At 44.0% G+C, this 22,546-nt stretch carries 23 protein-coding genes; 16 read left to right on the top strand and 7 right to left on the bottom strand.

From position 1 onward, the window contains the following. On the bottom strand, nucleotides 1-812 hold an 812-nt coding region (locus tag RT034_RS00390; RefSeq protein WP_313012290.1), incomplete at its 3' end, for an FAD-dependent oxidoreductase. Between the two features lie 21 nt (nucleotides 813-833). Next, entirely contained in the window at nucleotides 834-998 is a 165-nt protein-coding gene (locus RT034_RS00385; RefSeq protein WP_007116674.1) for a rubredoxin, read from the bottom strand. 386 nt (nucleotides 999-1,384) lie between these two features. Between RT034_RS00385 and RT034_RS00380 the strand changes: the two genes are divergently transcribed. Continuing rightward, nucleotides 1,385-1,921 (top strand): adenine phosphoribosyltransferase, encoded by a 537-nt coding sequence (locus RT034_RS00380; protein ID WP_313012287.1) that lies wholly within the window; start codon nucleotides 1,385-1,387, stop codon nucleotides 1,919-1,921. A gap of 100 nt (nucleotides 1,922-2,021) precedes the next feature. Here the strand turns inward: RT034_RS00380 and RT034_RS00375 are convergent, their stop codons facing one another. Next, nucleotides 2,022-2,960: a transaldolase gene (locus tag RT034_RS00375; RefSeq protein ID WP_313012285.1), complete on the bottom strand. Its 939-nt coding sequence runs from the start codon at nucleotides 2,958-2,960 to the stop codon at nucleotides 2,022-2,024. 423 nt (nucleotides 2,961-3,383) lie between these two features. On the opposite strand from RT034_RS00375, the gene pheA reads away from it, so the two are divergent. From pheA to RT034_RS00340, 7 genes are all read left to right on the top strand, one after another. Beyond that, a complete protein-coding gene (pheA, locus tag RT034_RS00370) occupies nucleotides 3,384-4,484 on the top strand; it encodes a prephenate dehydratase (protein ID WP_096488894.1) in 1,101 nt (366 codons plus the stop codon). Nucleotides 4,485-4,538: 54 nt separating this feature from the next. Then, a complete protein-coding gene (gene hisC, locus RT034_RS00365; protein WP_313012282.1) occupies nucleotides 4,539-5,624 on the top strand; it encodes a histidinol-phosphate transaminase in 1,086 nt (361 codons plus the stop codon). A gap of 16 nt (nucleotides 5,625-5,640) precedes the next feature. Then, nucleotides 5,641-6,531: a DMT family transporter gene (locus tag RT034_RS00360; protein ID WP_313012279.1), complete on the top strand. Its 891-nt coding sequence runs from the start codon at nucleotides 5,641-5,643 to the stop codon at nucleotides 6,529-6,531. Beyond that, nucleotides 6,532-8,766, top strand: coding sequence for a bifunctional prephenate dehydrogenase/3-phosphoshikimate 1-carboxyvinyltransferase (locus tag RT034_RS00355; RefSeq protein WP_313012275.1), 2,235 nt, complete (start codon nucleotides 6,532-6,534; stop codon nucleotides 8,764-8,766). Between the two features lie 227 nt (nucleotides 8,767-8,993). Further along, nucleotides 8,994-9,890, top strand: coding sequence for an EamA family transporter RarD (gene rarD, locus RT034_RS00350; RefSeq protein WP_313013274.1), 897 nt, complete (start codon nucleotides 8,994-8,996; stop codon nucleotides 9,888-9,890). An 11-nt stretch (nucleotides 9,891-9,901) separates the two neighbouring features. Next, complete coding sequence (gene folB / locus RT034_RS00345; RefSeq protein WP_313012273.1) at nucleotides 9,902-10,429, top strand: dihydroneopterin aldolase; 528 nt, start codon at nucleotides 9,902-9,904, stop codon at nucleotides 10,427-10,429. A gap of 40 nt (nucleotides 10,430-10,469) precedes the next feature. Beyond that, nucleotides 10,470-11,018 carry a 2-amino-4-hydroxy-6-hydroxymethyldihydropteridine diphosphokinase gene (locus RT034_RS00340; RefSeq protein WP_096488898.1) on the top strand — a complete coding sequence of 183 codons (549 nt, stop codon included), beginning with the start codon at nucleotides 10,470-10,472 and terminating at the stop codon, nucleotides 11,016-11,018. Here RT034_RS00340 and RT034_RS00335 read toward each other — a convergent pair. Together RT034_RS00335 and RT034_RS00330 are read right to left on the bottom strand one after the other, a co-directional pair. Beyond that, nucleotides 11,015-12,712: a sigma 54-interacting transcriptional regulator gene (locus tag RT034_RS00335; RefSeq protein ID WP_313012269.1), complete on the bottom strand. Its 1,698-nt coding sequence runs from the start codon at nucleotides 12,710-12,712 to the stop codon at nucleotides 11,015-11,017. The genes RT034_RS00340 and RT034_RS00335 overlap by 4 nt on opposite strands. A 159-nt stretch (nucleotides 12,713-12,871) precedes the next feature. Then, entirely contained in the window at nucleotides 12,872-13,153 is a 282-nt protein-coding gene (locus RT034_RS00330) for a subtilase-type protease inhibitor (protein ID WP_159676279.1), read from the bottom strand. Between the two features lie 430 nt (nucleotides 13,154-13,583). Between RT034_RS00330 and RT034_RS00325 the strand changes: the two genes are divergently transcribed. The 6 genes from RT034_RS00325 (at nucleotide 13,584) to iscX (ending at nucleotide 18,598) form a co-directional block, all read left to right on the top strand. After that, nucleotides 13,584-14,633 carry a ribonuclease Z gene (locus tag RT034_RS00325; protein WP_313012266.1) on the top strand — a complete coding sequence of 350 codons (1,050 nt, stop codon included), beginning with the start codon at nucleotides 13,584-13,586 and terminating at the stop codon, nucleotides 14,631-14,633. Nucleotides 14,634-14,855: 222 nt separating this feature from the next. After that, nucleotides 14,856-15,977, top strand: a complete 1,122-nt coding sequence (locus RT034_RS00320; RefSeq protein ID WP_096488902.1) for a Re/Si-specific NAD(P)(+) transhydrogenase subunit alpha — start codon at nucleotides 14,856-14,858, stop codon at nucleotides 15,975-15,977. 43 nt (nucleotides 15,978-16,020) lie between these two features. Beyond that, the gene (locus tag RT034_RS00315) at nucleotides 16,021-16,383 is read left to right on the top strand and encodes a proton-translocating transhydrogenase family protein (protein WP_219299461.1); all 363 of its coding nucleotides are present in this window, start codon (nucleotides 16,021-16,023) and stop codon (nucleotides 16,381-16,383) included. 11 nt (nucleotides 16,384-16,394) lie between these two features. After that, nucleotides 16,395-17,783 carry an NAD(P)(+) transhydrogenase (Re/Si-specific) subunit beta gene (locus RT034_RS00310; RefSeq protein WP_095355761.1) on the top strand — a complete coding sequence of 463 codons (1,389 nt, stop codon included), beginning with the start codon at nucleotides 16,395-16,397 and terminating at the stop codon, nucleotides 17,781-17,783. Nucleotides 17,784-17,871: 88 nt separating this feature from the next. After that, nucleotides 17,872-18,384 carry an acyl-CoA thioesterase gene (locus RT034_RS00305; RefSeq protein WP_313012262.1) on the top strand — a complete coding sequence of 171 codons (513 nt, stop codon included), beginning with the start codon at nucleotides 17,872-17,874 and terminating at the stop codon, nucleotides 18,382-18,384. A gap of 13 nt (nucleotides 18,385-18,397) precedes the next feature. Further along, nucleotides 18,398-18,598, top strand: coding sequence for a Fe-S cluster assembly protein IscX (gene iscX, locus RT034_RS00300; RefSeq protein ID WP_036604374.1), 201 nt, complete (start codon nucleotides 18,398-18,400; stop codon nucleotides 18,596-18,598). A gap of 230 nt (nucleotides 18,599-18,828) precedes the next feature. Here the strand turns inward: iscX and dapE are convergent, their stop codons facing one another. Further along, nucleotides 18,829-20,067: a succinyl-diaminopimelate desuccinylase gene (gene dapE / locus RT034_RS00295; RefSeq protein WP_313012257.1), complete on the bottom strand. Its 1,239-nt coding sequence runs from the start codon at nucleotides 20,065-20,067 to the stop codon at nucleotides 18,829-18,831. 178 nt (nucleotides 20,068-20,245) lie between these two features. Here dapE and RT034_RS00290 point away from each other — a divergent pair, with 178 nt between their 5' ends. Further along, entirely contained in the window at nucleotides 20,246-20,860 is a 615-nt protein-coding gene (locus RT034_RS00290) for a LysE/ArgO family amino acid transporter (RefSeq protein WP_409566266.1), read from the top strand. Here RT034_RS00290 and RT034_RS00285 read toward each other — a convergent pair. Then, on the bottom strand, nucleotides 20,846-21,460 hold the full coding sequence (locus tag RT034_RS00285; RefSeq protein WP_313012252.1) for a 2OG-Fe(II) oxygenase: 615 nt from the start codon (nucleotides 21,458-21,460) through the stop codon (nucleotides 20,846-20,848). The two genes, RT034_RS00290 and RT034_RS00285, sit on opposite strands and share 15 nt — an antisense overlap. Nucleotides 21,461-21,593: 133 nt before the next feature. Here RT034_RS00285 and RT034_RS00280 point away from each other — a divergent pair, with 133 nt between their 5' ends. Continuing rightward, a complete protein-coding gene (locus tag RT034_RS00280) occupies nucleotides 21,594-22,481 on the top strand; it encodes a 23S rRNA (adenine(2030)-N(6))-methyltransferase RlmJ (RefSeq protein ID WP_313012249.1) in 888 nt (295 codons plus the stop codon). The last annotated feature ends 65 nt before the right edge of the window (nucleotides 22,482-22,546 follow it).

The raw sequence follows: 22,546 nt of genomic DNA, 5'->3' as shown, positions 1-22,546 counted from the left end.
GTGATACTGGTGATATCAGTGCCTAAATAAAATGTCACCCCTGACTGAGTCAAAGCGTCTTGTAGCATGATACCTGCTTCGCTAGGTAGTTGCTGAGCCAGTGGGCGTGCCGCTTTATCAAAGACTGCCACTGTGATGTCAGCGGTCTGGTTATCTGTATTTTGACCAATCAAATCATTGGCAAATTCACAACCAATCAATCCAGCACCAATAATCGCTACCTTAACCGGCGCTGATTTTTGAGATTTTAGGGTGTTTAGGCGCTGCTGAAAGCTTTTATATTCATCTAGATGATTGACGGCAAAAATGGTTTGGTGATTGACAGCTAGATTGGGTAACAGTCTGGAATGCGCGCCTGTCGCCAATACCAAATCTCGATAAGCAAGCGTTGTTTGAGACGCTTCATTGATTAACGAGCGAACCACAATAACTTGTTCAGCGGCATTAATATCAATGACTTGATGAAAATTTAATAGGGTCAGGTTTAACGTTTCTGCCATTTTTGCCGCGCTCGCGTTGGCAATGCTATCGGCAAGTTTGTTTTGCGCATAGGCATTTGACAAGGTTGGCTTAGCGTAGCTATCACCACTGTCTTGACACACCATGACGATAGGCAAGCTAGTCGTTAGCTTTCTGAGCTCACGCGCTAGCGTATAACCCGCCATCCCTGAGCCAATAATGATTACAGGTTGTGGTTCTGTATTTGACAGTTGCGCAATAGGCGCATCATTTGACATGATACTGTCTAAGCTTACACTATTGTCACTGGCAATATCGACACTCGCACTATTGGCATTGTTAGTTGATTGCATGATAAAACCTTATTATATTTATTATAGTTCAATCATTTCAAAGTCCACTTTACCAACCCCACATTCAGGGCAAGTCCAATCTTCGGGAATATCTTCCCAGCGTGTACCCGGAAGGATGCCTTCTTCTGGGCAGCCCAGTGCCTCATCATACACCCAACCACACACGATACATTGATATTTTTTCATTGATAACTTTCCCTATATTAGTGGTAACTTTTGCTATTGAAGATAAGGATAAAAATTGCAATTACAATGCCGAGCAGTATGTTAACCATGCAAAACTCACGCAATCACCTAAAAATTTAACTTGCGATAGTTTACAAGTATGCACTGAAACAAGCAAGCCAATGACAGGCAACATTCAACCTCATACTGCAAATCTTTAAATCAGTTCGCCCAATCACAGCCTATTAATCATGGCTAAAGTAATGGCTTAACGCCATCCATGACCTTGATTGGCTCAGCATGAAAAAATTGCTAAAATAAGGCACGCTTTAGCAATTTTTTACTTAATTTTTACTTAACACTTAATTTTTACTTAACACTTATTTTTTCTGAACTCGGTCAATCCTATGCAATCGACTAGCACCCCTGATTCACCACACCCATTTTGGCAAATCATCAGAGTGGTACCTGATTTTCCCAAACCAGGCATTGCGTTTTATGATATCACGCCATTATTGCGCGCTCACGTCAATACGGTAATTGATGCGTTACTGGCAGCGATACCACAGCCAGTATTCGATGCGGTCGATTGCTTTGGCGCCATTGAAGCACGGGGGTTTATTTTTGCTAGCCTGTTGGCGGGTCGAACAGGCAAGGGCATGGTATTGGTACGCAAAGAAGGCAAGCTGCCACCGCCTGTGGCGAATAAAAGCTATGCGCTAGAGTATGGTAGTGATACTTTAGAGATGCAGGCGGGACTTGCGCCCGCGAATGTGTTGTTGGTGGATGATATATTGGCGACAGGCGGTACCTTGAGCGCTGCGGTGGGGCTTTGTGAAGCCGCAGGACATCAAGTATTAGGCGCACTTGTGTTACTTGATTTGGTGGATTTGCATCAACCGCTAGATATACCACTTTATACTGTGTTGCAAGCTAAAGGTTAGTAGGTTGGCATGGGGCTAATCATGATTAAAGGACATGATTAGCCGCTAACAAAAATTTAATGAACCAAGCTTTATTCATCAAAGTTTTAATGAATAAAGCTTAGTTAACCAAGCCTCTCAAGGTTTGCTCTAACGCTTCTCGAGCTTGGATAAAGCCTTCAATACCAGCAGATAATAATTCTTGGCTGATAGGATCAAGCGCATGTTGCTCAGCAAATTGGGTCTCATCGAGGGTTTGTTTTTTGAGGTCAATAAATTTCATGTCGGGGAATAGCTGACGCTCGACTTTGACGTCCATCGTGGCAAGTTGGTCTAGCAAATCAGGCGCAATCGTTAATAAATCACAACCTGCCAATGCCAATATTTGCTCAATGCTGCGAAAACTCGCGCCCATGATTTGGGTGGTGTAGCCATGTTGTTTGAAGTAATGATAGATAGTTTTGACTGAGTTCACGCCTTTATCACGGCTGATTTCGATGCTATCGATTCCTTCATCTTTTTTCTGCCAATCCAAAATCCGTCCGACAAATGGCGAAATCAAGGTAACATCAGCATCGGCACAGGCTTTAGCTTGGTGCAAGCCAAATAGCAGCGTTACATTACAATGGATACCTTGTTGCTCTAGCGCTTTGGCGGCTTGGATGCCTTCCCATGTACCAGCGATTTTGATGAGTACGCGTTTTTTATCAATCCCAGCGGCTTCATACGCTTTGATAAATTGCTGTGCTTTGACAATTGTGCCATCGGTATCGTAAGACAACCTTGCATCCACTTCAGTGGAAACACGACCATCAATCAGTTTTAAAATTTCGGTGCCGATATAAATGGTGAGCTCATCAATCACCGCATCGATATCATTGGGGTATTTTTTTAAGGTCTCAATTAAAATAGGCTGCATTTGTGGCGCTGACAATGCCTTGGTAATCAAGCTTGGGTTGGTGGTCGCATCGACTGGTTTTAAGCGGGCAATCGCTTGCAAATCCCCAGTATCTGCTACAATGGTTGTCATCATTTTTAGTTGGTTTAAGCTGCTAGTCATGTACTTTCCTAAATTTCAAATTGCTGCATGTCTCTGATAACCTATCGGGGACAAAATGGTTCAGGGACAAAATGGTATGGTTTCATTCAATGTTAGTTAACTTACCTTAAAAGCTATCACAAACATTGTGACAATCGCTAGTTTTTTTTCTATTTTGCAAGTATTTGTTAAGCACCAAGCAGAAAAATCCAATTTTTTTTAGGGTATGCCAAAAATATTGTGTCTATATCACTATTTGTGATGAAAAAGCGCCGAGCGAAACTCGATTAACAGGCGTGATTTGTGCTAGTATTAGGCAATTTCTGCTATAAAGCCATTTGGTAACTTTGTATATTTCAAGGTATATTTCAAGCTAGGCTGCCTGTGACTTATGACCCTCAATCCTATCGCGCAGGTCAGTGTTGACTGTTGAGTTGTAATTTTATGAATGAACAAACGATGAGCAATGATGAATTAATGGGACTTCGCCAAAAAATTGATGAAGTGGATGAAAAAATCCAGCGATTAATCAACGAGCGAGCAGGCTATGCGGTGCAAGTAGCCAAAGCCAAAAAGACGCAAGAAGACAATCCGATTTTTTATCGCCCAGAGCGGGAAGCGCAGGTGCTAAAAAAAGTGATGGCGCGTAATGAGGGTCCACTCCCTGCCGATAAAATGGCACGTTTATTCCGCGAAATCATGTCAGTGTGTTTAGACTTAGAAGCGCCACAAAAAATTGCTTATTTGGGTCCTGCAGGTACCTTTACTCACATGGCAGCGCTGAAGCATTTTGGTAAAGCCGCCACGACAGTGCCGCTATCGACCATTGCTGATGTGTTTCGTGAAGTGGAAGCCGGCTCTGCCATGTATGGCGTCGTCCCTGTGGAAAATTCGTCAGAAGGCGTGGTCAATCATACCCTTGATGGTTTTTTATCCTCCGATCTGAAAATCATTGGCGAGGTGGAATTACCGGTGCATCATCAATTTTTGGTGGGTGAGCATACCAAAGTGGGCGCAATTTCAAAAATTTATGCCCACAGCCAAGCGCTTGCCCAATGCCGCCAATGGTTAGATACCCATTATCCCAATGTCGAGCGTGTCGCAGTCTCTAGCAATGGTGAAGCGGCGCGCCGTATCAAAAATGAGTGGCACTCAGCCGCCATTGCAGGGGAAGTGGCAGCAAGCGAATATAATTTGCACAAACTATTTGAAAATATCGAAGATACGCCGTCCAATACCACACGTTTTTTAATCATTGGCCGCGAAGCAGTAGCGCCGTCAGGTCAAGATAAGACCTCGATTTTAGTGGCAGCCAAAGATCAGGCAGGCGCGCTGATTCAAATATTGCAGCCACTCGCAAAACATGGCGTATCGATGACCAGTATCGAAACCCGCCCAGAGCGTCCAAACAAATGGGCGTATGTGTTCTTTATTGATATGCTCGGTCATATTGACGATGCCAACATGCAGGCAGCGCTCGCTGAGATTCGCCCGCAAGTCAAAGATTTACGGGTATTAGGCGCTTATCCAAAAGCGGTGATTTAACCGTTTTTGGCAATAAAATTTTATCAGTATCAATCATCAACTAAAGGTTTTGATATGACGATCCAATCGGTCAATCACAGTATTGAGCAGTTAAAAGCTTATGAAATGGATAAATCCAATGAAGATCTGACCCGTGAGTATGGCTTGGGTGACATCGTCAAATTGGCGAGCAATGAAAACCCAACGGGCTGCTCACCGCATGTGACCTTGGCAATCACGTCAAAACTGGGGGAATTGTCGCGTTATCCCGATGGCGCAGGGCAGGGGCTTAAACAAGCCTTAGCTGATTTTTTGGGCTGCGAAACAAAACAAATTGTGTTGGGTAATGGCTCTAATGAGTTACTTAATAACATTACCGCAAGCTTTGCCGATGGCGATGATGTGATTGTGTATTCTCAATACGCGTTTTCGGATTACGAGTTGGCGTCTTTGGGTATTAGTGAGCGAACCCAACAAGTCGCTGCCAAAAATTTTGCTCATGATTTGCCTGCGATGCTTGAGACGGTCAATCAAACCGCCAATTGTAAAATGGTGATTATCACCAATCCCAATAACCCCATAGGCACCGTGCTCGCCAAAGATGACTTGATTAAATTCATCAAAAAAGTGCCATCGGAGGTGTTGGTGGTGATTGATGAGGCTTACATCGAATTTGTGCCAACGCTCAGCTGTGTAGATTTGACCCAAGAGTATGACAATGTCATTGTGCTACGTAGCTTTTCCAAAGCTTATGGACTGGCATCCTTACGCATTGGTTATGCAGTAAGCAGCGCAAGCATTGCCGAGATTTTAAATTATACGCGCCAGTCGTTTAATACCAGTACATTGGCGCATGCCGCCGCCACAGCGGCAATTAAAGACCAACATTTTATTAACCAATATTTGGCGTTTAACCATGAACAAAAACAAGCCTTATATGATGGATTGGATAGCTTAGGTGTCGTCTATGTCAAATCAGCCACCAACTTTGTGATGGTCAATGTCGGCGATGGTATGGACATCTACCAAACTTTAATTGAGCAAGGTGTGGTAGTGCGACCGATGGTTGGCTACGGTCTGCCAGCCTGGATACGCGTGAGTGTGGGTTTGCCTGAAGAAATTAACCGTTTTTTAGATACGTTGGCGCAGGTATTGAGCTAAGCCAATGTTAGAAAAAATGTTAGAAAAAAATCGTGAAGTATTTTGGCATTTTTTAGCGTTATTTGTGGTCATCGTTTGGGGCACGACCTTAGCAAGCACTAAGGTACTGTTGGCGGATATGTCACCCATTCAGATTTTGCTGTATCGGTCGGTATTTGCCTATGGGTTATTGTTTGCCATGTCACCTAGACTGCAAACCTTTAGCAGTGTAAAAAACGAAGTGTTGTATTTCTTATCGGGACTATGCGGCATCACCTTGTATTTTTTGCTAGAAAATACCGCATTGCTATATACCTATAGCAGTAACGCGGCGCTGCTAGTCACAGCATCCCCCTTGTTTACGGTGCTGATTGCCAGTTTTATCATTAAAACCCATGCCTTTAGCAAGTTGCTGTTGATTGCCTGTGTGATGGCGTTGGTTGGCGTGGCGTTGGTATTGGCGAATCAGCCGATGAATTTAACCAATGGCATGCTAGGTAATATTTTGGCGCTATTAAGTGGGTTGGCATGGTCATTTTTTGGGTTTGCTAACAGTGCCATTAAAGATGCGCTCAACCCGATGGTGCGCATGCGTAAAGTGTTTTTGTATGGCATAATCACCGCGTCGCTGTATATGCTTGTGACAGGTGAAGCCTTTATCAACCTTCATGCGTTTACACCCATTAATCTGGCAAATTTGCTGTTTTTAGGGGGTATCGCTTCCGCTTTGTGTTTTGTGTTGTGGACCAATGCCAATAAGCATTTGGGCGTGGTAAAAACCTCACTGTATATTTATTTTATTCCCTTCATTGCGGTATTGTTGGGTGTGGTTTTATTGGGCGAAACAATAACTATCAGCACTATTTTCGGTGGGATTTTGATTGCATTGGCAGTCTTTTTAGCAAATTATAAAAAATCGGTAAGTTAAATGTTTGAAAAAGTGTGTTTTATTGGGCTAGGGCTCATCGGCGCAAGTTTGGCACAAGCCATGCGTGATAAAAAATTGGCCAAATCAATTGTGGCGGTCAGCCGTTCACAATCAACCATTGATAAAGGTATCAACTACGGACTGCTTGATGCAGGATTTGATGATGCTACGCTTGCGGTGCAAGGGGCAGATTTGGTGGTGATAGCCACGCCGGTACAGGCGGTCAAAAAGATTTTTGAACAAATCAAACCCTTTATTACCGAAAAAACCATTATCATGGATGTGGGCAGTACCAAAGGCAATATCATCGCAGACGCCAGCGCGGTGTTTGGTGATGATATGCCCAAAGGTTTTGTGCCAGCCCATCCAATTGCGGGCGCAGAAAAATCAGGGATTGATGCGCGTAATGCCAAATTATTTGATAACCATAAAATTATCTTAACGCCGCTAGATACCACGAGCAAACAAGCCGTTAAAAAAGTGGTTGCACTATGGGCGCAGACTGGCGCAGAAGTGGTAACCATGCCAGCGGATTATCATGATAAGGTGCTCGCGCGTACCAGTCATTTACCCCACTTGCTCGCCTACAATCTAGTTGCTCAACTAGCCAAGCATAACGACAATATGGATATTTTTCGTTTTGCGGCGGGGGGCTTTCGGGATTTTACCCGTATCGCCGCCAGCGACCCGACCATGTGGCATGATATTTTTTATGCCAATAAAACCGCGCTCCTCGATGCCATTGATGAGTTTAGTGAGCAGTTAAGCCAGTTGAAAGCAATTATCGAGACTAATGATTCTGAGCAGATGCTAGGTATATTAACCCAAGCCCAAGCCGCCCGACAACATTTTGGACATATGTTAAATAAAACGCCTTATTTGGAAAAACAAGCCATGAAGCAAACTTACGTTATCGCCCCAGCGCAACAATTTGAAGGCAGTCACACCGTCGCAGGTGACAAGTCTATCTCTCACCGTTCGATTATGTTTGGTTCGTTAGCCAAAGGTACCACCACGGTGACAGGGTTTTTGGAAGGTGAAGACGCACTCGCTACTTTGCAAGCCTTTCGTGATATGGGCGTAGTGATTGAAGGTCCAAACCAAGGCAGGGTAGTGATTCATGGGGTTGGATTACATGGGTTAAAACCCTCGCATGATCCGCTATACATGGGTAATTCAGGCACCAGTATGCGCTTGTTATCAGGTATTTTATCAGCACAAAAATTTGATTCGGTAATGACGGGCGACCCGAGTTTATCCAAACGTCCCATGGAGCGGGTCGCCAAGCCTCTGCGTGAGATGGGTGCCAAAATCCAAACCACGGGCGAAAAAGGCACGCCGCCGATTAGCATCACCGGTAATCAAACGTTAACAGGTATCAGCTATGAAATGCCGATGGCATCAGCACAGGTCAAATCGTGTCTGCTACTAGCAGGGCTATGGGCACAAGGCACTACCACGGTGATTGAGCCAGAAGTGACGCGCGATCATACCGAGCGCATGCTGACGGCATTTGGTTATCCTGTGACAGTGTCAAAAGTGCACAATGGCAATCAAATTAGTGTGACAGGGGGCGGCGAATTAACGGCATGTGATATCGCAGTGCCTGCTGATATTTCATCTGCGGCATTTTTTATGGTGGCAGGCGCCATCGCCCAACAAGGCAATGTGACCATCAACAAAGTGGGCATCAATCCCACGCGTACCGGCGTGATTGATATCTTAAAGCTGATGGGTGCTGATTTGACATTGACCAATGAAACCACCGTTGGCGGTGAGCCAGTTGCCGATATCGTGGTGAAATCTTCGAAATTGCAAGGTATTGAGATTCCTGAGCACTTGGTGCCACTCGCCATTGATGAGTTCCCTGTTCTGTTTGTGGCAGCAAGTTGTGCCACGGGTAAAACCGTGCTACATGGCGCAGCTGAATTACGCGTTAAAGAATCTGACCGTATTCAAGTCATGGCAGATGGGCTAAAAACTTTAGGAATTGCCTGTACTGTACTCGATGATGGCATTGAAATTGAAGGTCGCGGTGATGTGGCACAGGTGTTTGGCGGTGGAGACATTGAATGTCACCATGACCATCGCATTGCCATGAGTTTTACTGTGGCAAGTTTGCGCGCAAGCGATACGATTACCATTCATGGTACCGAAACGGTCAATACCAGTTTCCCTAACTTTGCTGAACTGGTCAATAGTGCAGGGTTGCAAGTTAAAGTGGTGACTGACTAAACCCTAGGTGAGCTAAACTTGTATCACTGTCGCAAGTCTTTACATGGATGACATGAAAACTAAGATAGACTATGACTTTCTTAGTTTTTACTTTTTTATAAAAAATAACATTTATCGTTGTGTTAATGAAAAATCAAATCCCCCAAAATCAAATCCTTAAGAGTCAAATCCCCGAAAATCAAACCATTGATATCATCAATAGTGACATTCCGACCCGTGCCGTTGATATGACTGACCATGAAAAACCAACCATAGTGACCACGCCCAAAGGGGTATTGACCGCACTGGCTGCTTTTTTGATTTGGGGGTTTTTCCCCCTGTATTTTAAGCTACTCAAAGATTATGATGCGATTGAAATCATTGGGCATCGAATTATTTGGACGTTTGTCACGATTTTACTGATCATGACAGTGACCAAAAACTGGCACTGGGTGAAAGTGATTCAAGCCAACCCAAAATGGCTACTTTATACTGCCGTTTCAGGGACGATTATCTCAGTCAATTGGCTGGTGTACGTGTGGGCGATCAATCATGATCAGATTTTGGAAGCCAGTTTGGGCTATTATATTGGTCCGTTGATGGGTATTTTACTATCGCTAGTGGTCATCAAAGAGAAACTGCGTCCTTTGCAATGGATGGCAGTGATTTTGGCAGCGATAGGCGTGGCGATTCAGTTGGTCGTGCTGGGTAAATTGCCGTGGGTATCGTTATTGTTGGCGAGTAGCTTTTCTGTGTATGGTTTGATGCATCGCCATACGCCGGTTGATGCGCTGTCTGCGATGTTTATCGAAACGGCATTGTTGGTGCCGGTATTTATTGGCTGGTTTGCTATGCATGATGTTGCTAGTAGTCAGCTAGATTTTTGGCTGTCGCCATCAATTTTTTTATTGATGCTTGCAGGGCCTGTGACCTTGATACCGCTATTGATGTTTAATAAAGCTACCAAAATGGTCAACTTTAGTTTATTGAGCTTTTTAAATTATTTGACCCCGTCCATGATTTTTTTATTGGCGATATTCTTGTATCATGAGCCTTTTAACATTTATAAATTGATTACCTTTGCCTTTATTTGGACAGGGTTGGTATTTTTTAGTTATGATTTAATCAAACAACGAAATACCTAACGAGAGTAAAAATGACCACACCAGAAACCCCCCAACAAACTAAGCTTGAAACGCCCCATGATACCACGCAAGCTACCACACAAAAAACCATGCATGAATCGCTATATTCAGCGGCGGATGCCTTGCACGCGATAGCAAACGAAAAGTCCAATAATCAGCCAATCAAACTGACCGGCAATTCAACGGACACGGTATTTGTCAAGGGGCTCAAAGTCGATGCCGTGATTGGCGTGTATGAGTGGGAGCAGCAAATAACCCAACCGCTGATTTTTGATATTGAAATGGTGGGCTGTCAATACCAAGCGTCGCAGACTGATAATATTCAAGATGCTATCAACTATAAAAGTGTCAGTGAGCGCGTGGCTGAAGTGAGCATTGCCAATAAGGTCGCGCTGTTAGAGCGGTTAGCGCAATTGGTCGCTGAGATGATTTTGGCAGAATTTGCCCCAGAAAAAGTCACAGTGACGATTCACAAACCAACCGCCATCAAACAAGCCGATAGTGTTGGGGTTAAAATTACCCGTTTTCAGCAAAATTAATTAGCCTAAGCAAAAAATATGTTTATTTGAGCATTTGAGTATGAGTGTACCACCGCGTGATGTCATAGTCATCGAAGCCTGTGTTTTGTCGTTAGCCAGTAATGTCAAACAGCCTTATTATTTACAAAAAGCCAAAGACTGGCTGCAAAACTTTGGCACTTTGACCCTCAGCGTGATTCATAGTAGTGAAGATACTTGTAGTGATAACAATTTAAACGACGATTTAAACAAGCAAACATCCAATACACCGGTTTATTTTAACCAAGTGGCTTATTTAGCATTTGCGCAGCCCATAGATTATTGGCAGTGGTTACAACTCACCAAGAAGTTTGAACAGCAACAAGACAGACTTCTGTACCAAAAACCCGCTGTTACATTAGACATTGATATCATTGCGGTAAAATGCCTGCATCAAATTGACAATATCGACCAAAGCCTCGATGAAAAAGGCAATCGATTCGTGCTATTTGCTAAATCAGCAAACCAGTGGTTAGGCATCCACCGGCGTTTTCCACTAGCTTGTTATGACCAAGTAGGGATAGTAGATTTATCAAAAAATATCGATTTGTCCTTTATCCGAAGTTTTTAATCCTCATCGCTATCACTATGAATATCACTGTCACTATCAATGCCCAATTTTTTCATACGGTAGCGCAGTGAGCGAAACGTTGTATTTAACAGTTTAGCAGCTTGGGTGCGATTCCAACCACTGTGGTTGAGTGCTGCGATAATGACTTTGCGTTCTTGATTCATCAAATATTCTTCAAGCCCTTCTTCAGGCAGTTGATCTTCTTGGGCAGTCAGATGGGCTAAATTGGGCGCATTGATACTCCCTATCGGCGCATCTAAAGTTAACGATTCATGGGTTAACGCTTCATGGTTGGATTGGGTCGGTGTGGGCGTGGGCGTAAGTTGAATATTGGGTTTGACTTTATAACCACTTGCAAACAAGTTGCTGCTATAGGAAGTATTGATGGGGCTGTTGGAAGCGGATTTAGCTTCAGCTAAGGGCTCAACTTTTGACGTGCTCGGTTTACTCGGTGTTGATAATACGGATTGATTGGGGGTTTCTGTGATTTCATGGATTTTATGGATTCTATGAGTGTCAGGCGATACGTTAGCGGCAGATAATGGCAAATTCAAATGATTGGCTCCAATCACATTACCATCAGCTAGGGTAATCGCCCGCTCTAAGATATTTCTTAATTCACGCACGTTGCCTGCAAAGTGATGGTTTGCCAATTGAACCGCGGCTTCATTTGATAGTGTCAGTGGCTGCGTTAGTCCCCAATCGTCTGCAATCAAAGCGATAAAATGATTGGCTAACAGTAAAATATCATCACGCCGTTCATTGAGACTGGGTAATTTTACTTCAATCACGTTGATGCGATAATATAAATCTTGTCTAAATTCACCCGTTTCGACAAGCTTAGCCAAATTTTTATGGGTAGCGGATAAAAGGCGCACATCCACGGCAATCTCTTGGGTGCTCCCAATGGGGCGGATTTTCTTTTCTTGAATGGCGCGTAATAATTTGACTTGCATGGAAATCGGCAAATCCGCTACTTCATCCAAAAATAGCGTACCGCCATTTGCTTGTTGGAATAACCCTTCTTTATCTGCGGTAGCGCCCGTAAAGCTGCCTTTTTTGTGCCCAAAAAACTCGCTTTCCATCAACTCTGATGGGATGGCGCCGCAGTTAACAGGCACAAAATTGGCAGCGCAGCGTGGGCTTAAATCATGAATAAGCTTGGCAACGACTTCTTTACCAGTACCAGACTCACCCCACAAAAATACGGGCGCTTGGCTACGCGCCAATTTTTGGATGGTGGTTTTGAGCTGGGCAATGGCGTTAGATTGTCCGATTAGGCGATTGCTAAAAGGATCATAGACTTCTTTACAATTGAGTGGATTGGCATTTTGCGCCACCTTTAAGGCATTTTCGACCAGTTGGCGTAGCCGTGACAGCTCAAGCGGTTTATTGACAAAATCAAAGGCGCCCAATTTTAACGCTTCAATCGCCAAATCCATACTACCGTGAGCGGTAATCACTGCTACTGGGGTCTTGGCATAATTTTTACTGATAAATTTAACGATATCTAGTCCTGTGCCATCAGGAAGTTTGAGATCGGTTAAGCAAAAATCAAAATTATACGCTTGAAGATGGCTGATGCCAGTGGCATAGTCATAAGCGACTTTGGATTCAATGCCCATTTTTTTGAGTGTCATCTGCATCAAGCGACACAAATCTACTTCATCATCAATAATCAATGCTAATGACATACAGATGCAAAACCTTTAACACAAAGTAATTAGAGGGATTATAGCTCTTCGCTTGTTTTATCGTCAGTCAGCTATGGCAAAACAAGCTAGTGCAGACGTTATAGCGGGCTAACTTATGATAGCCCAGCTATTTGCTAGCTCAGTCACTTACTAACTCATTCACTTGCTAGTCTCTGACTCACAAGCACCTTTGGTGACACTCATAGTCTTGTCCATAGCATTGACGCCATTATTTGCCATACAAGCGTTGCCATAGGTTTGATAGCGGACGATGCCATTATTGATAGTTTTGACGCAGACAGGATCATATTGCATGGTGCACATCATCTCAGGTTTCTTGATGGGCTGAGGCATAGGTTGGGGGTTTTGCTGATCTGAGCTAACAGCTTGGCAGCCAAATAAACTTAATGAGAAGCATAATGGGGTAAAAAACTTGAACATAGCATTTCCTTATTGTGGTTCAGTAGGTAATACAAGCCGCACTGAGTATACCAAAACTCAGTGAAATCATCCCCAATAATAACCCACTTGCCAAATTATTATTGCTATTATCTGTTACCAAATCTTTAAAACTTAAGCAGGCAGCCAGCCGTTGGACCCGTAATAAAGCACGCCCCAAATCCGCCTATCAACAAGTACAAGGCCGAGGCTTAAAGCAGATTCGCCCAATTCGCCAGACACCATATAAGGGTAGTAGATAAAAGACAAAAGCTAAAGGCTAATGGTTAAAGGCTAAGGGTTAAAAAGATGCGTTGAAGTCAATGTCATAGCCCAATCAAAAGTTGTTGTGAAATTTGTTAGCGCATTTTATAGTTAAATTTATGAAAAATTCAATATAAAGATAGGTAATACGTTTGACAATGAGGCAATCATGTTAACACTCACTTTTTTGGGCACATCTGCAGGGATACCCACCAAACACCGCAACGTCACCGCGCTTGCTGTATCACTCATCAATCCTTATAGCAAAGCAAAAAATGTCCCTTGGATATTGGTAGACTGTGGAGAAGCCACCCAGCATCAATTACTCAAAACCCCGTTGTCCGTGATGCAGCTAGAATTGATTTGCATCACCCATGTACATGGCGACCACTGTTATGGTTTGCCAGGTTTACTGGCAAGTATGGCGATGAGTGGACGCAAGCACCCATTAACCCTTATCGCCCCGCAAGCCATTGCCGATTATCTTGCCGCCGTGCAAGCGACGACAGCACTGATGATAAGTTTTGACATTCATTTTATCGCTATTGAAAATAGAGCGCAGGGGGATAGTTACCAACCCATCACGCTGGATTTGACAGACGACCATCAGCTACAAGTTGACGTGATTGCGCTATCACACCGTATCCCTAGCCATGCCTTCAAATTCACCCAGCGACTGTCCAAAAAAACCTTATTGACCCAAAAACTCACCGAGCTTAACGTGGTAGATAAACGGCTATGGGGCAAACTTAAGTCCGGTATTGACGTCAATCTAGATGATAACACCTTGCTAAAATCCGCGGATTTTGTCACCACCACGCTGCATAAAACCGTGCTGATAGTCGCAGGCGATAATGACTCACCTGAGCTATTAGCAAATGCCATATCAGATACCGATGTGCTAGTACACGAGGCGACTTATACACAAGCAATAGCTGATAAAAGAAAATTAGGCCCTAACTATTTTGACCCCATGCATTCAACCGCTAAGCAAGTAGCTGAGTTTGCGCAGCTGTCACAGTTAAAAAACCTGATTTTGACCCATTTTAGCGCACGCTTTCAACCTGTTGATAAACCTAGTAGCAAAACTTTGAATATGTCACATATTCGGGCGGAAGTGGCTGCAAATTATCAAGGTAACTTCTGGCTTGCGCAAGATTTTGATGAATTTGAAATCAATAACGGCAAGGTTAAAAAGCGCAATAGACAGCTAGATTAACCTTCAATAAGCCATCGTATTAAAAGAAAATTTTGTAAAAAGTTTTATTGATAACTTTTTTTTATACGCACCAGTCAAATTTACTTGTTATCCCGCCTAGAATTGTTTTGCATAATTAATTATATTTATGGTAATTTAATTATCATTTTTTTAATTTATAACTGTCTTAGCCAATCGTCAGTTGTGGATTGAGAATTCAACCGAACCGCTTGAGGAGAGTGTATGCAAATTGGTGTACCAAAGGAAACTGCATTATATGAAAATCGGATTGCGATTACCCCCGATACCATCAAAAAGTTCATCAAGTTGGGTCACAGTATTGTGGTCGAACGTGATGCGGGTAAAGGTTCGTTTATTACCAATGATGCGTTGGAACAAGCAGGGGCGCAAATTGTTGATGATGCGATCTCAACAAGTGATGTGGTGCTCACGGTCAATAGCTTACCGATTGAAAAAATCAACCAGCTAAAACAAGAAGCGATTGTTATCGGCATGATGAATCCGTATCGTAATGCCAATTTGCAGGACTATGCCAATCGCCATGCCAAAGTGTATGCCATGGAGCTATTGCCGCGAACTTTGTCGCGGGCACAGAACATGGATGTGCTGTCATCCCAAGCCAACTTGGCAGGTTATAAAGCGGTGATTTTGGCTGCCAACCAGTTTGGTCGTCCTTTCCCCATGTTTATGACATCGGCAGGTACGGTGAAACCTGCTCGTATTGTCATCCTAGGCGTGGGCGTCGCGGGTCTGCAAGCGATTGCCACCGCCCGTCGTTTGGGTGCCGTTGTAGAAGCCAGTGACTTACGTCCCACCGTGCGTGATCAAGTGGAGTCAGTCGGTGGTAAATGGCTCGATGTCCCCATGAGTGATGAAGAAAAAGCCAAAGCCAAAGACACAGGCGGCTATGCCTGGACACCGTCTGAGCAGTATATCAAAGACCAAGCCGCGGTTGTCGATAAAGCAGTCAGCCAAGCAGATATCGTGATTACCACGGCTCAAATTCCTGGTCGCAATGCCCCGCGTTTGATACACCAAGCTACCATCGATAAAATGAAATCTGGCTCAATTTTACTCGATATGGCCGTAGAAACAGGCGGTAACGTGGAAGGCTCAGTGGTCGGACAAAATATCATCACCCCAAATGGTGTCACCATCATGGGTGTGCCCAATATTCCATCGACCTTGGCGGCACAGTCATCGGCATTGTATGCCAACAACTTGTATAACTTTTTTGCAACCTTGATGGATGACAATAAAGCGTTTGCGCTCAATCCAGAAGATGAAATCCAAAAAGCCTTGCTGGTTACTAGCCAAGGTCAAGTATTGTTAGCCAGTCGCTAACCTAATTTTCATTTAATTTTACCTATCGAGGTTAGGAGGTTTTATGTTATTGACCCTATTAGCGTCTGCGACATCTGCCACCCCATTTGTGGCAATCTTTAGTATCTTTATTTTGGCTATTTTTGTGGGTTATTACGTGGTTTGGGGTGTCACGCCTGCACTGCATACCCCACTCATGGCAGTGACTAATGCATTATCTAGTATCGTCATCGTCGGTGCCATGCTACAGACCGTCAGCATCGATGGCAATATGTTTACCCCAACTAGCTTATTGGGTGCTTTCGCGGTATTTTTAGCTAGCATCAACATTTTTGGTGGTTTTGCGGTGACGGAACGTATGCTTGCGATGTTTAAATCAAAAGATAAAAAAGCCAAAGCTGAGCCAAACAAAGAAGGAAATGCTTGATGAATGAGAATTTGAATTGGGTCGCCCAACATGCGGATTGGTTTTATTTGATTGGTGCGGTGCTATTTATTTTAACCTTACGGGGTTTATCAAGCCCAAAAACCGCCATCCGTGGTAACCGATTCGGTATGATAGGTATGGCGATTGCTATTATCACTACCTTTTTTTTAGCACCCAGTCCGGTATTTGTATTAATTGTTGGCGCGATGGTGCTAGGCGCTGTGGTCGGCACTTGGAAAGCACGCACTGTTGCCATGACGCAAATGCCAGAAACCGTGGCTTTGATGCACTCTTTAGTCGGTCTATCGGCAGTTGCCATTGCACTAGCGAGCGTGTTGCATACAGGCGTCGAGCATAGCACCATCGCGCGGTTTGAGTTGTTTGTGGGCTGTTTTATTGGTGCAATTACCTTCTCAGCGTCAATGTTTGCTTTTGGTAAATTGGCGGCAAAAAGCTGGGCAAAGACGCTTAAAGGCACTTGGGTAAAACCTGTCCAAGCGTTATTGTTCATCGCGATGTTAGCATTTGGTATTATGTATTTTACCACCCAATCCATGCCAGCGTTTTATGCCATGACCATTCTGGCTATTATTTTTGGCTGGATGTGGATTGCGCCGATTGGTGGCGGTGATATGCCTGTGGTGGTATCGCTACTCAACTCATTTTCTGGGTGGGCGGCAGCCGGTATCGGTTTTACCCTAGGTAACTCAATGCTGATTATCGCAGGGTCGCTGGTGGGTTCATCTGGGGCGATTTTGTCCTACATTATGTGTAAAGCCATGAACCGTTCACTGCTCAACGTATTGTTTGGCGGTATGTCAAGCAGCTCAGCCGCCGCGACAGAAGAAGATACGGGACCCAAAACTTACCGTACAGGCTCACCTGAAGATGCCGCCTTTATGATGGAAAACTCTAGCAGTGTCGTCATTGTGCCAGGTTATGGTATGGCGCAAGGCCGTGCCCAAAATGCAGTAAAAGAGCTTTATGAAATGCTTAAAGAAGAAGGCGTGGATGTGCGTTTTGCGATTCATCCCGTGGCAGGTCGTATGCCAGGTCATATGAACGTACTATTGGCTGAAGCGGATGTACCGTATGAAGACATCTTAGAAATGGATGAAATCAACTCCGACTTTGCAGGTACTGACGTTGTGCTGATTATCGGTGCCAATGACGTGGTCAACCCAGCGGCAAAAGACGATCCAAACTCACCGATCTTTGGTATGCCAATTCTTGAAGCAAACAAAGCGCAAACCGTGATGGTCATCAAACGCTCAATGAGTGCCGGCTACGCAGGTCTTGATAATAGCTTGTTCTACATGGACAAAACCATGATGATCTTTGGCGATGCCAAAAAAGTGGTAGAAGACATGATTCGCCATATCAATGGTACAGGTCACTAAGTTTTTGTAACTTCAATCAACCCTGACTAACCAGTTTAGTCAGGGTTTTTTATTTGCTATAATCAGGCGGATATCACAAGGAAAATTCATGAATTTATTACTTCGTTACCTTATCTTATGCTTGATGCTAAAATCCGATAAAGCAAAGTCATCTAAACCAAGCTATAGCGATTCGATCATCCGCCACTACCGGATTTTGCCACATGATATGGGGTTTCGTCACCATGTGCCTAATTATCGCTATTTAAGCTTTATTGAGCTCAACATCCAGCAGTGGCTGATGCAGCAACGCCCGATGGACAAGCTAGGTTGGGTGATTGCATCGCAACAATTAACCTACATCAAAGAAAGCTTTTTGTTTGATAAATTGACGCTTCGCAGTCAACTATTGGCTTGGGATAAAAAATACCTGTATTTTCGCCACGAGTTTTGGGTGAAAAATGACTTAAATGTGGTGGCACTGACCAAAATTGTATTGATGTTAGACCAGCAAGTGCAACCGACCAGCGTCATTGTACAGCAAGATGAACAAAATCATCCTGTCATCAAAACCTGGCAAGACAATCTTAACGAAATCAAAAAACTCACCCCCATCAAGTAACTGGAGAAAAAATATGTCCCTTAAATGGAACGACACGTTGGAAATTGCCATTCAACTTTCTGAAAAATACCCTGATGAAGACGTGCAATATATTCGTTTTACCGATTTGCATCGGTATGTGACGCAGTTAGAAGAATTTAGCGATGACCCAACCAAATCGACCGAAAAACAACTAGAAGCGATTCAAATGGCTTGGCTAGACGAACTAGATTAAGCTGAATGCTAGATTCTTCTTCATGCTAGATTGTTAATCAGCAGTAGCTAAATTAATTTACCCATGAAAAATGACCCGCGTTTGCTTAATCCGTCAGCCAAAAAATAACGGTTTTTGACATCATTTGACTTGGGTAAATAATCATTTGCCACGCCCACGAAGATTGCCAACCCCAGCAAAATTAGCATTATCACTGGGCTGTTAGCATGCTATAAGTAGGTTAACAGTATTTAGTTTAACAGCAAGTTTTGTAATATTTGCTCATAAATTGCGGCAAGTTTGCCCAAATCTTCAACTGCTACACATTCATCAATTTGGTGGATGGTCGCATTACGCACGCCAAGCTCAACCACTTCAGGCGACCTATTTTCAACATTCAACGTTGCAATAAAACGACCATCTGAGGTACCGCCTGTGGTTGACAGCTCTGTATCTGTCCCCGTCACGGCTTTAATCGCGGATTGACAGGCGCCCACGAGGTTGCCTTGTGGCGTCAAAAATGGGTTGCCCGATAGTTTCCAGTTGATGTGATAACTGGCTGCACCGTCTTGAAAATGCTTGTCAAAAATCGCATGGGTAGTCGCTTTAAGTTTCTCATCATTGGTCTCGGTTGAAAAACGAAAATTAAATTCGGCGCTTAAAGTTGCAGGAATCACATTGTTAGCCCCAGTGCCTGCATTAAGGTTTGAGATTTGCAGGGTGGTGGCAGGAAAATACGCATTGCCATTGTCCCAAGTTTGGCTGCAAAGCTCGGATAGGGCTGGCAAAGCATAATGAATGGGGTTCACTGCCAAATGCGGGTAGGCAACATGGCCTTGTTTGCCGGTGACCGTCAAAACGGCGCCGAGCGAGCCACGGCGACCATTTTTGATGATATCGCCCAAGGTGTGAGTGCTAGAGGGTTCGCCAATCAAGCAATAGGTTATGGGTTGGTTGCGAGATTGCAATGTTTCAACGACTTTGATTGTACCGTTAACCGAAGGACCTTCTTCATCAGCGGTAATTAAGAAAGCAATTGAGCCGTGATGATTGGGGTGCTTGGCGACAAAGTTTTCAACAGCGATAGTAAATGCCGCAATCGCTGTTTTCATATCTGCGGCACCACGCCCATACAGTATGCCATCTTTGATAGTAGGTTCAAATGGCGGATAAGTCCATTGACTGACATCGCCCGTGGGCACGACATCGGTATGGCCTGCAAAACATAAAACGGGCGCCTGCGCCTGCCCACGACCTTGACGGATTGCCCATAAATTTTTGACTTCTGCTTCGCGTCCTGTCGCGCCTTTTTCACCAAAGTATAAAAATTCACAATCAAAGCCAAGGTGGTTAAGCCGCTCAGCCAGTATATTTTGACAGTCAAGGTCAGTTGGCGTCACTGATGGCTCGCGCATCAGCTGTAAACTCAGTGCTAAGGTTTGCGCTTGAAGGTGGTCTAAATCAGTGGCGTTACTGGCATAATCAGTCATTGTCGTTTCCTTAAAATCTCTCAAAAATCTCTCAAAAAGCTCGCTTATTTACGCTGCATATTAGCATAAATTAGCGCCTTAGCGGGTCGCATTGTTCGCAATCGCTCAGCATTTTGGCTACAATACGCTTTTTTTTCACTGTGCTTTTTGTGTTTTTTGCGAATGTTACTAGGGACATGTGGTACCGATGAATATCTCTACTTTTTTAATGGGCATGAGCGTGTGCTTTTCGTTAATTTTGGCGATTGGGGCGCAGAATGCGTTTGTGCTTAAACAAGGGCTAAAACAACAATTTGTGTTTATCGTGTGTTTGATTTGCGCGTTATCCGATGCGGTGTTGATTACGGGTGGCGTGTTTGGTTTTGGCAAGCTGATTTCGCAATTTCCACTGATTATTACCATTGCCAAATATGCAGGGGCGTTGTTTTTAATTGTGTATGGCGCCCGAAGTTTTATTGCGGCTTATCAATCAAACCAATCGCTCGTGGCGCAGGGTGAAGAGGTGGGTAATTTAAAACAAGTGATTGCCATGTGCTTGGCGTTTACTTGGCTCAATCCCCATGTGTATTTAGATACAGTGATTTTGCTTGGCACGATTGCGTCACAGGTTACCGATAAACTGGCGTTTGCCTTGGGTGCAATTTTATCTTCGTTTATTTTCTTTTTTGGTTTGGGTTATGGTGCGCGTGTGCTGCAGCCGCTATTTGCCAAACCACTGTCTTGGAAAATTCTTGATATCCTCATCGGGATTGTGATGTGGGGGATTGCGGCAAGTTTATTACTGGCTAATTAACCCATCTTTTCGCATCCAAGTGGCAATGGAGAAGCGTTCACGATGGGTGATTGCGACTTGATGGACTAAGTTACTGTTAAAAATCACCAATCTGTTACCTTGGGGCTGTAATTGTTGCTGTCTGTCATGCTGGTCGATGACGACAATTTCACCGCCATCGTGCGCGCCCCAACCCTCATTGAGATAAAAAACCGCTGATAACACACGTTCATCACGCCCTTGCGGGTTGTCTGAATGCCACTGATAACCAAACCCTGCAGGGTAGCGGGCATAATGAGCCTCACTACGGCGAATACCAGTGTATAAGGTTTGATTAAAAAATTGCGCCAGCTCATTAATCGCTTGTAGATACTGCATGCCAATCGGACAGCGCTCATCAATCCAGCGGGTGCTATCCCCGCGAATGCTAGTGATTCGCTCACCCTGCGTCAAATTGGCGGCTTGGTAATCAATCAAGCCACTCTCTTTTTGTAACGCCTGAAAAAAATTGACGTCAAAACAGTCATCTAGCACGATAAATCCGTCATTAACCAGACCGTCAAGCTGTGCATCGTTTATTTTTTCAAACCAGTTGGGCAGGATAAAATTCAACTCTGGCATATGCGCTGTGTTTCCTCCAGCATTGTTTAAACATTTAACTGGGCAATTTTTAGCAAAAACTTCTAGCAAAAACTTCGCCAATTTTTGATAGCTATGCTACCATACCTGCTAATTTGTTTACGAAAAATTTATTATGAATTATCAACACAGCTACCACGCGGGCAACTTCGCTGATGTGGTAAAACACGTTTTATTACTCCAATTACTTGAGATGATGAGCGCCAAGCCAAAACCTTATTATATTTTGGATGCGTATGGTGGGCGCGGTTTGTATTCACTTGCCAGTGATGAAGCCAAAAAAACGGGTGAAGCCATCCATGGTATTACCAAACTGCTAGCGCAAGATAACAGCCAAGCGCCACAGGCGGTGCAAACCTATTTACAAGATATTGGCTACGCCAAAAAATTCTATGATAAGCATGTGTATCCAGGTTCGCCTTGGTTTATTGCCCATCACATCGAAAAACAACAAGACGCTCACCCAGAGATTAGCAATCGCGCCGAAGCGTTTGAATGGAAAGCCAACGAGTTTGACGCGCTCAACTACCAACTGCACCAATTGCCCATTGGCGTGCAACATCGCAACGCCTATGAAGGAATTTTGGCGGTGCTACCACCCCAAGAAAAACGTGGATTGATTTTAATCGATCCCCCTTTTGAACAGGAACACCGCGATTTTAGCGCATTGGTAGATTTATTGGTCAAAGCGCATAAAAAATGGTCAACCGGGGTGTTGGCTCTTTGGTACCCCATCAAAAACAACGATGCGGTTGAGCTGTTTTATAAAAAAATGAAACGCACCGAAATCCGCCGTCAGTTGGTACTTGAGCTGAATATTTTCCCACCCGATTTGCCGATGGGCTTAAATGGGACGGGCATGTTGGTGATTAACCCACCTTGGCAATTTGATGCTAAAGCCGAAGAGATTTTGCAATATCTACAGCCAATTCTGCAGCATCCTGAAAGCCCACAAATGAGTGTGGAGCAGCGCACCAAAGTACAATGGTTGGTTGGCGAATAATTTCACACTTGGCGGGCTAAGCGGTCACAAAACCCGCCAAATTTCGCAATTTGTTACCGAGCTCG

It is taken from the genome of Moraxella sp. CTOTU48841 (assembly GCF_032061225.1).
Taxonomy (GTDB): Bacteria; Pseudomonadota; Gammaproteobacteria; order Pseudomonadales; family Moraxellaceae; genus Faucicola; species Faucicola cinerea.
Note: the sequence above shows the minus strand (reverse complement) of the source record. Positions and strands in the feature narration are given on the sequence as shown.

Excerpts from the sequence above, each read along its gene's own strand:
- RT034_RS00380 (WP_313012287.1), top strand. The coding sequence starts at position 1,385 with ATGCAATCGACTAGCACCCCTGATTCACCACACCCATTTTGGCAAATC.
- RT034_RS00305 (WP_313012262.1), top strand. The coding sequence starts at position 17,872 with ATGAATTTATTACTTCGTTACCTTATCTTATGCTTGATGCTAAAATCC.
- RT034_RS00335 (WP_313012269.1), bottom strand. The coding sequence starts at position 12,712 with ATGTCATTAGCATTGATTATTGATGATGAAGTAGATTTGTGTCGCTTG.
- RT034_RS00280 (WP_313012249.1), top strand. The coding sequence starts at position 21,594 with ATGAATTATCAACACAGCTACCACGCGGGCAACTTCGCTGATGTGGTA.
- RT034_RS00285 (WP_313012252.1), bottom strand. The coding sequence starts at position 21,460 with ATGCCAGAGTTGAATTTTATCCTGCCCAACTGGTTTGAAAAAATAAAC.
- folB (WP_313012273.1), top strand. The coding sequence starts at position 9,902 with ATGACCACACCAGAAACCCCCCAACAAACTAAGCTTGAAACGCCCCAT.
- dapE (WP_313012257.1), bottom strand. The coding sequence starts at position 20,067 with ATGACTGATTATGCCAGTAACGCCACTGATTTAGACCACCTTCAAGCG.
- RT034_RS00325 (WP_313012266.1), top strand. The coding sequence starts at position 13,584 with ATGTTAACACTCACTTTTTTGGGCACATCTGCAGGGATACCCACCAAA.
- iscX (WP_036604374.1), top strand. The coding sequence starts at position 18,398 with ATGTCCCTTAAATGGAACGACACGTTGGAAATTGCCATTCAACTTTCT.
- RT034_RS00375 (WP_313012285.1), bottom strand. The coding sequence starts at position 2,960 with ATGACTAGCAGCTTAAACCAACTAAAAATGATGACAACCATTGTAGCA.
- RT034_RS00385 (WP_007116674.1), bottom strand. The coding sequence starts at position 998 with ATGAAAAAATATCAATGTATCGTGTGTGGTTGGGTGTATGATGAGGCA.
- hisC (WP_313012282.1), top strand. The coding sequence starts at position 4,539 with ATGACGATCCAATCGGTCAATCACAGTATTGAGCAGTTAAAAGCTTAT.
- RT034_RS00340 (WP_096488898.1), top strand. The coding sequence starts at position 10,470 with ATGAGTGTACCACCGCGTGATGTCATAGTCATCGAAGCCTGTGTTTTG.
- RT034_RS00315 (WP_219299461.1), top strand. The coding sequence starts at position 16,021 with ATGTTATTGACCCTATTAGCGTCTGCGACATCTGCCACCCCATTTGTG.
- RT034_RS00360 (WP_313012279.1), top strand. The coding sequence starts at position 5,641 with ATGTTAGAAAAAAATCGTGAAGTATTTTGGCATTTTTTAGCGTTATTT.
- rarD (WP_313013274.1), top strand. The coding sequence starts at position 8,994 with ATGACTGACCATGAAAAACCAACCATAGTGACCACGCCCAAAGGGGTA.
- RT034_RS00355 (WP_313012275.1), top strand. The coding sequence starts at position 6,532 with ATGTTTGAAAAAGTGTGTTTTATTGGGCTAGGGCTCATCGGCGCAAGT.
- RT034_RS00320 (WP_096488902.1), top strand. The coding sequence starts at position 14,856 with ATGCAAATTGGTGTACCAAAGGAAACTGCATTATATGAAAATCGGATT.
- pheA (WP_096488894.1), top strand. The coding sequence starts at position 3,384 with ATGAATGAACAAACGATGAGCAATGATGAATTAATGGGACTTCGCCAA.
- RT034_RS00330 (WP_159676279.1), bottom strand. The coding sequence starts at position 13,153 with ATGTTCAAGTTTTTTACCCCATTATGCTTCTCATTAAGTTTATTTGGC.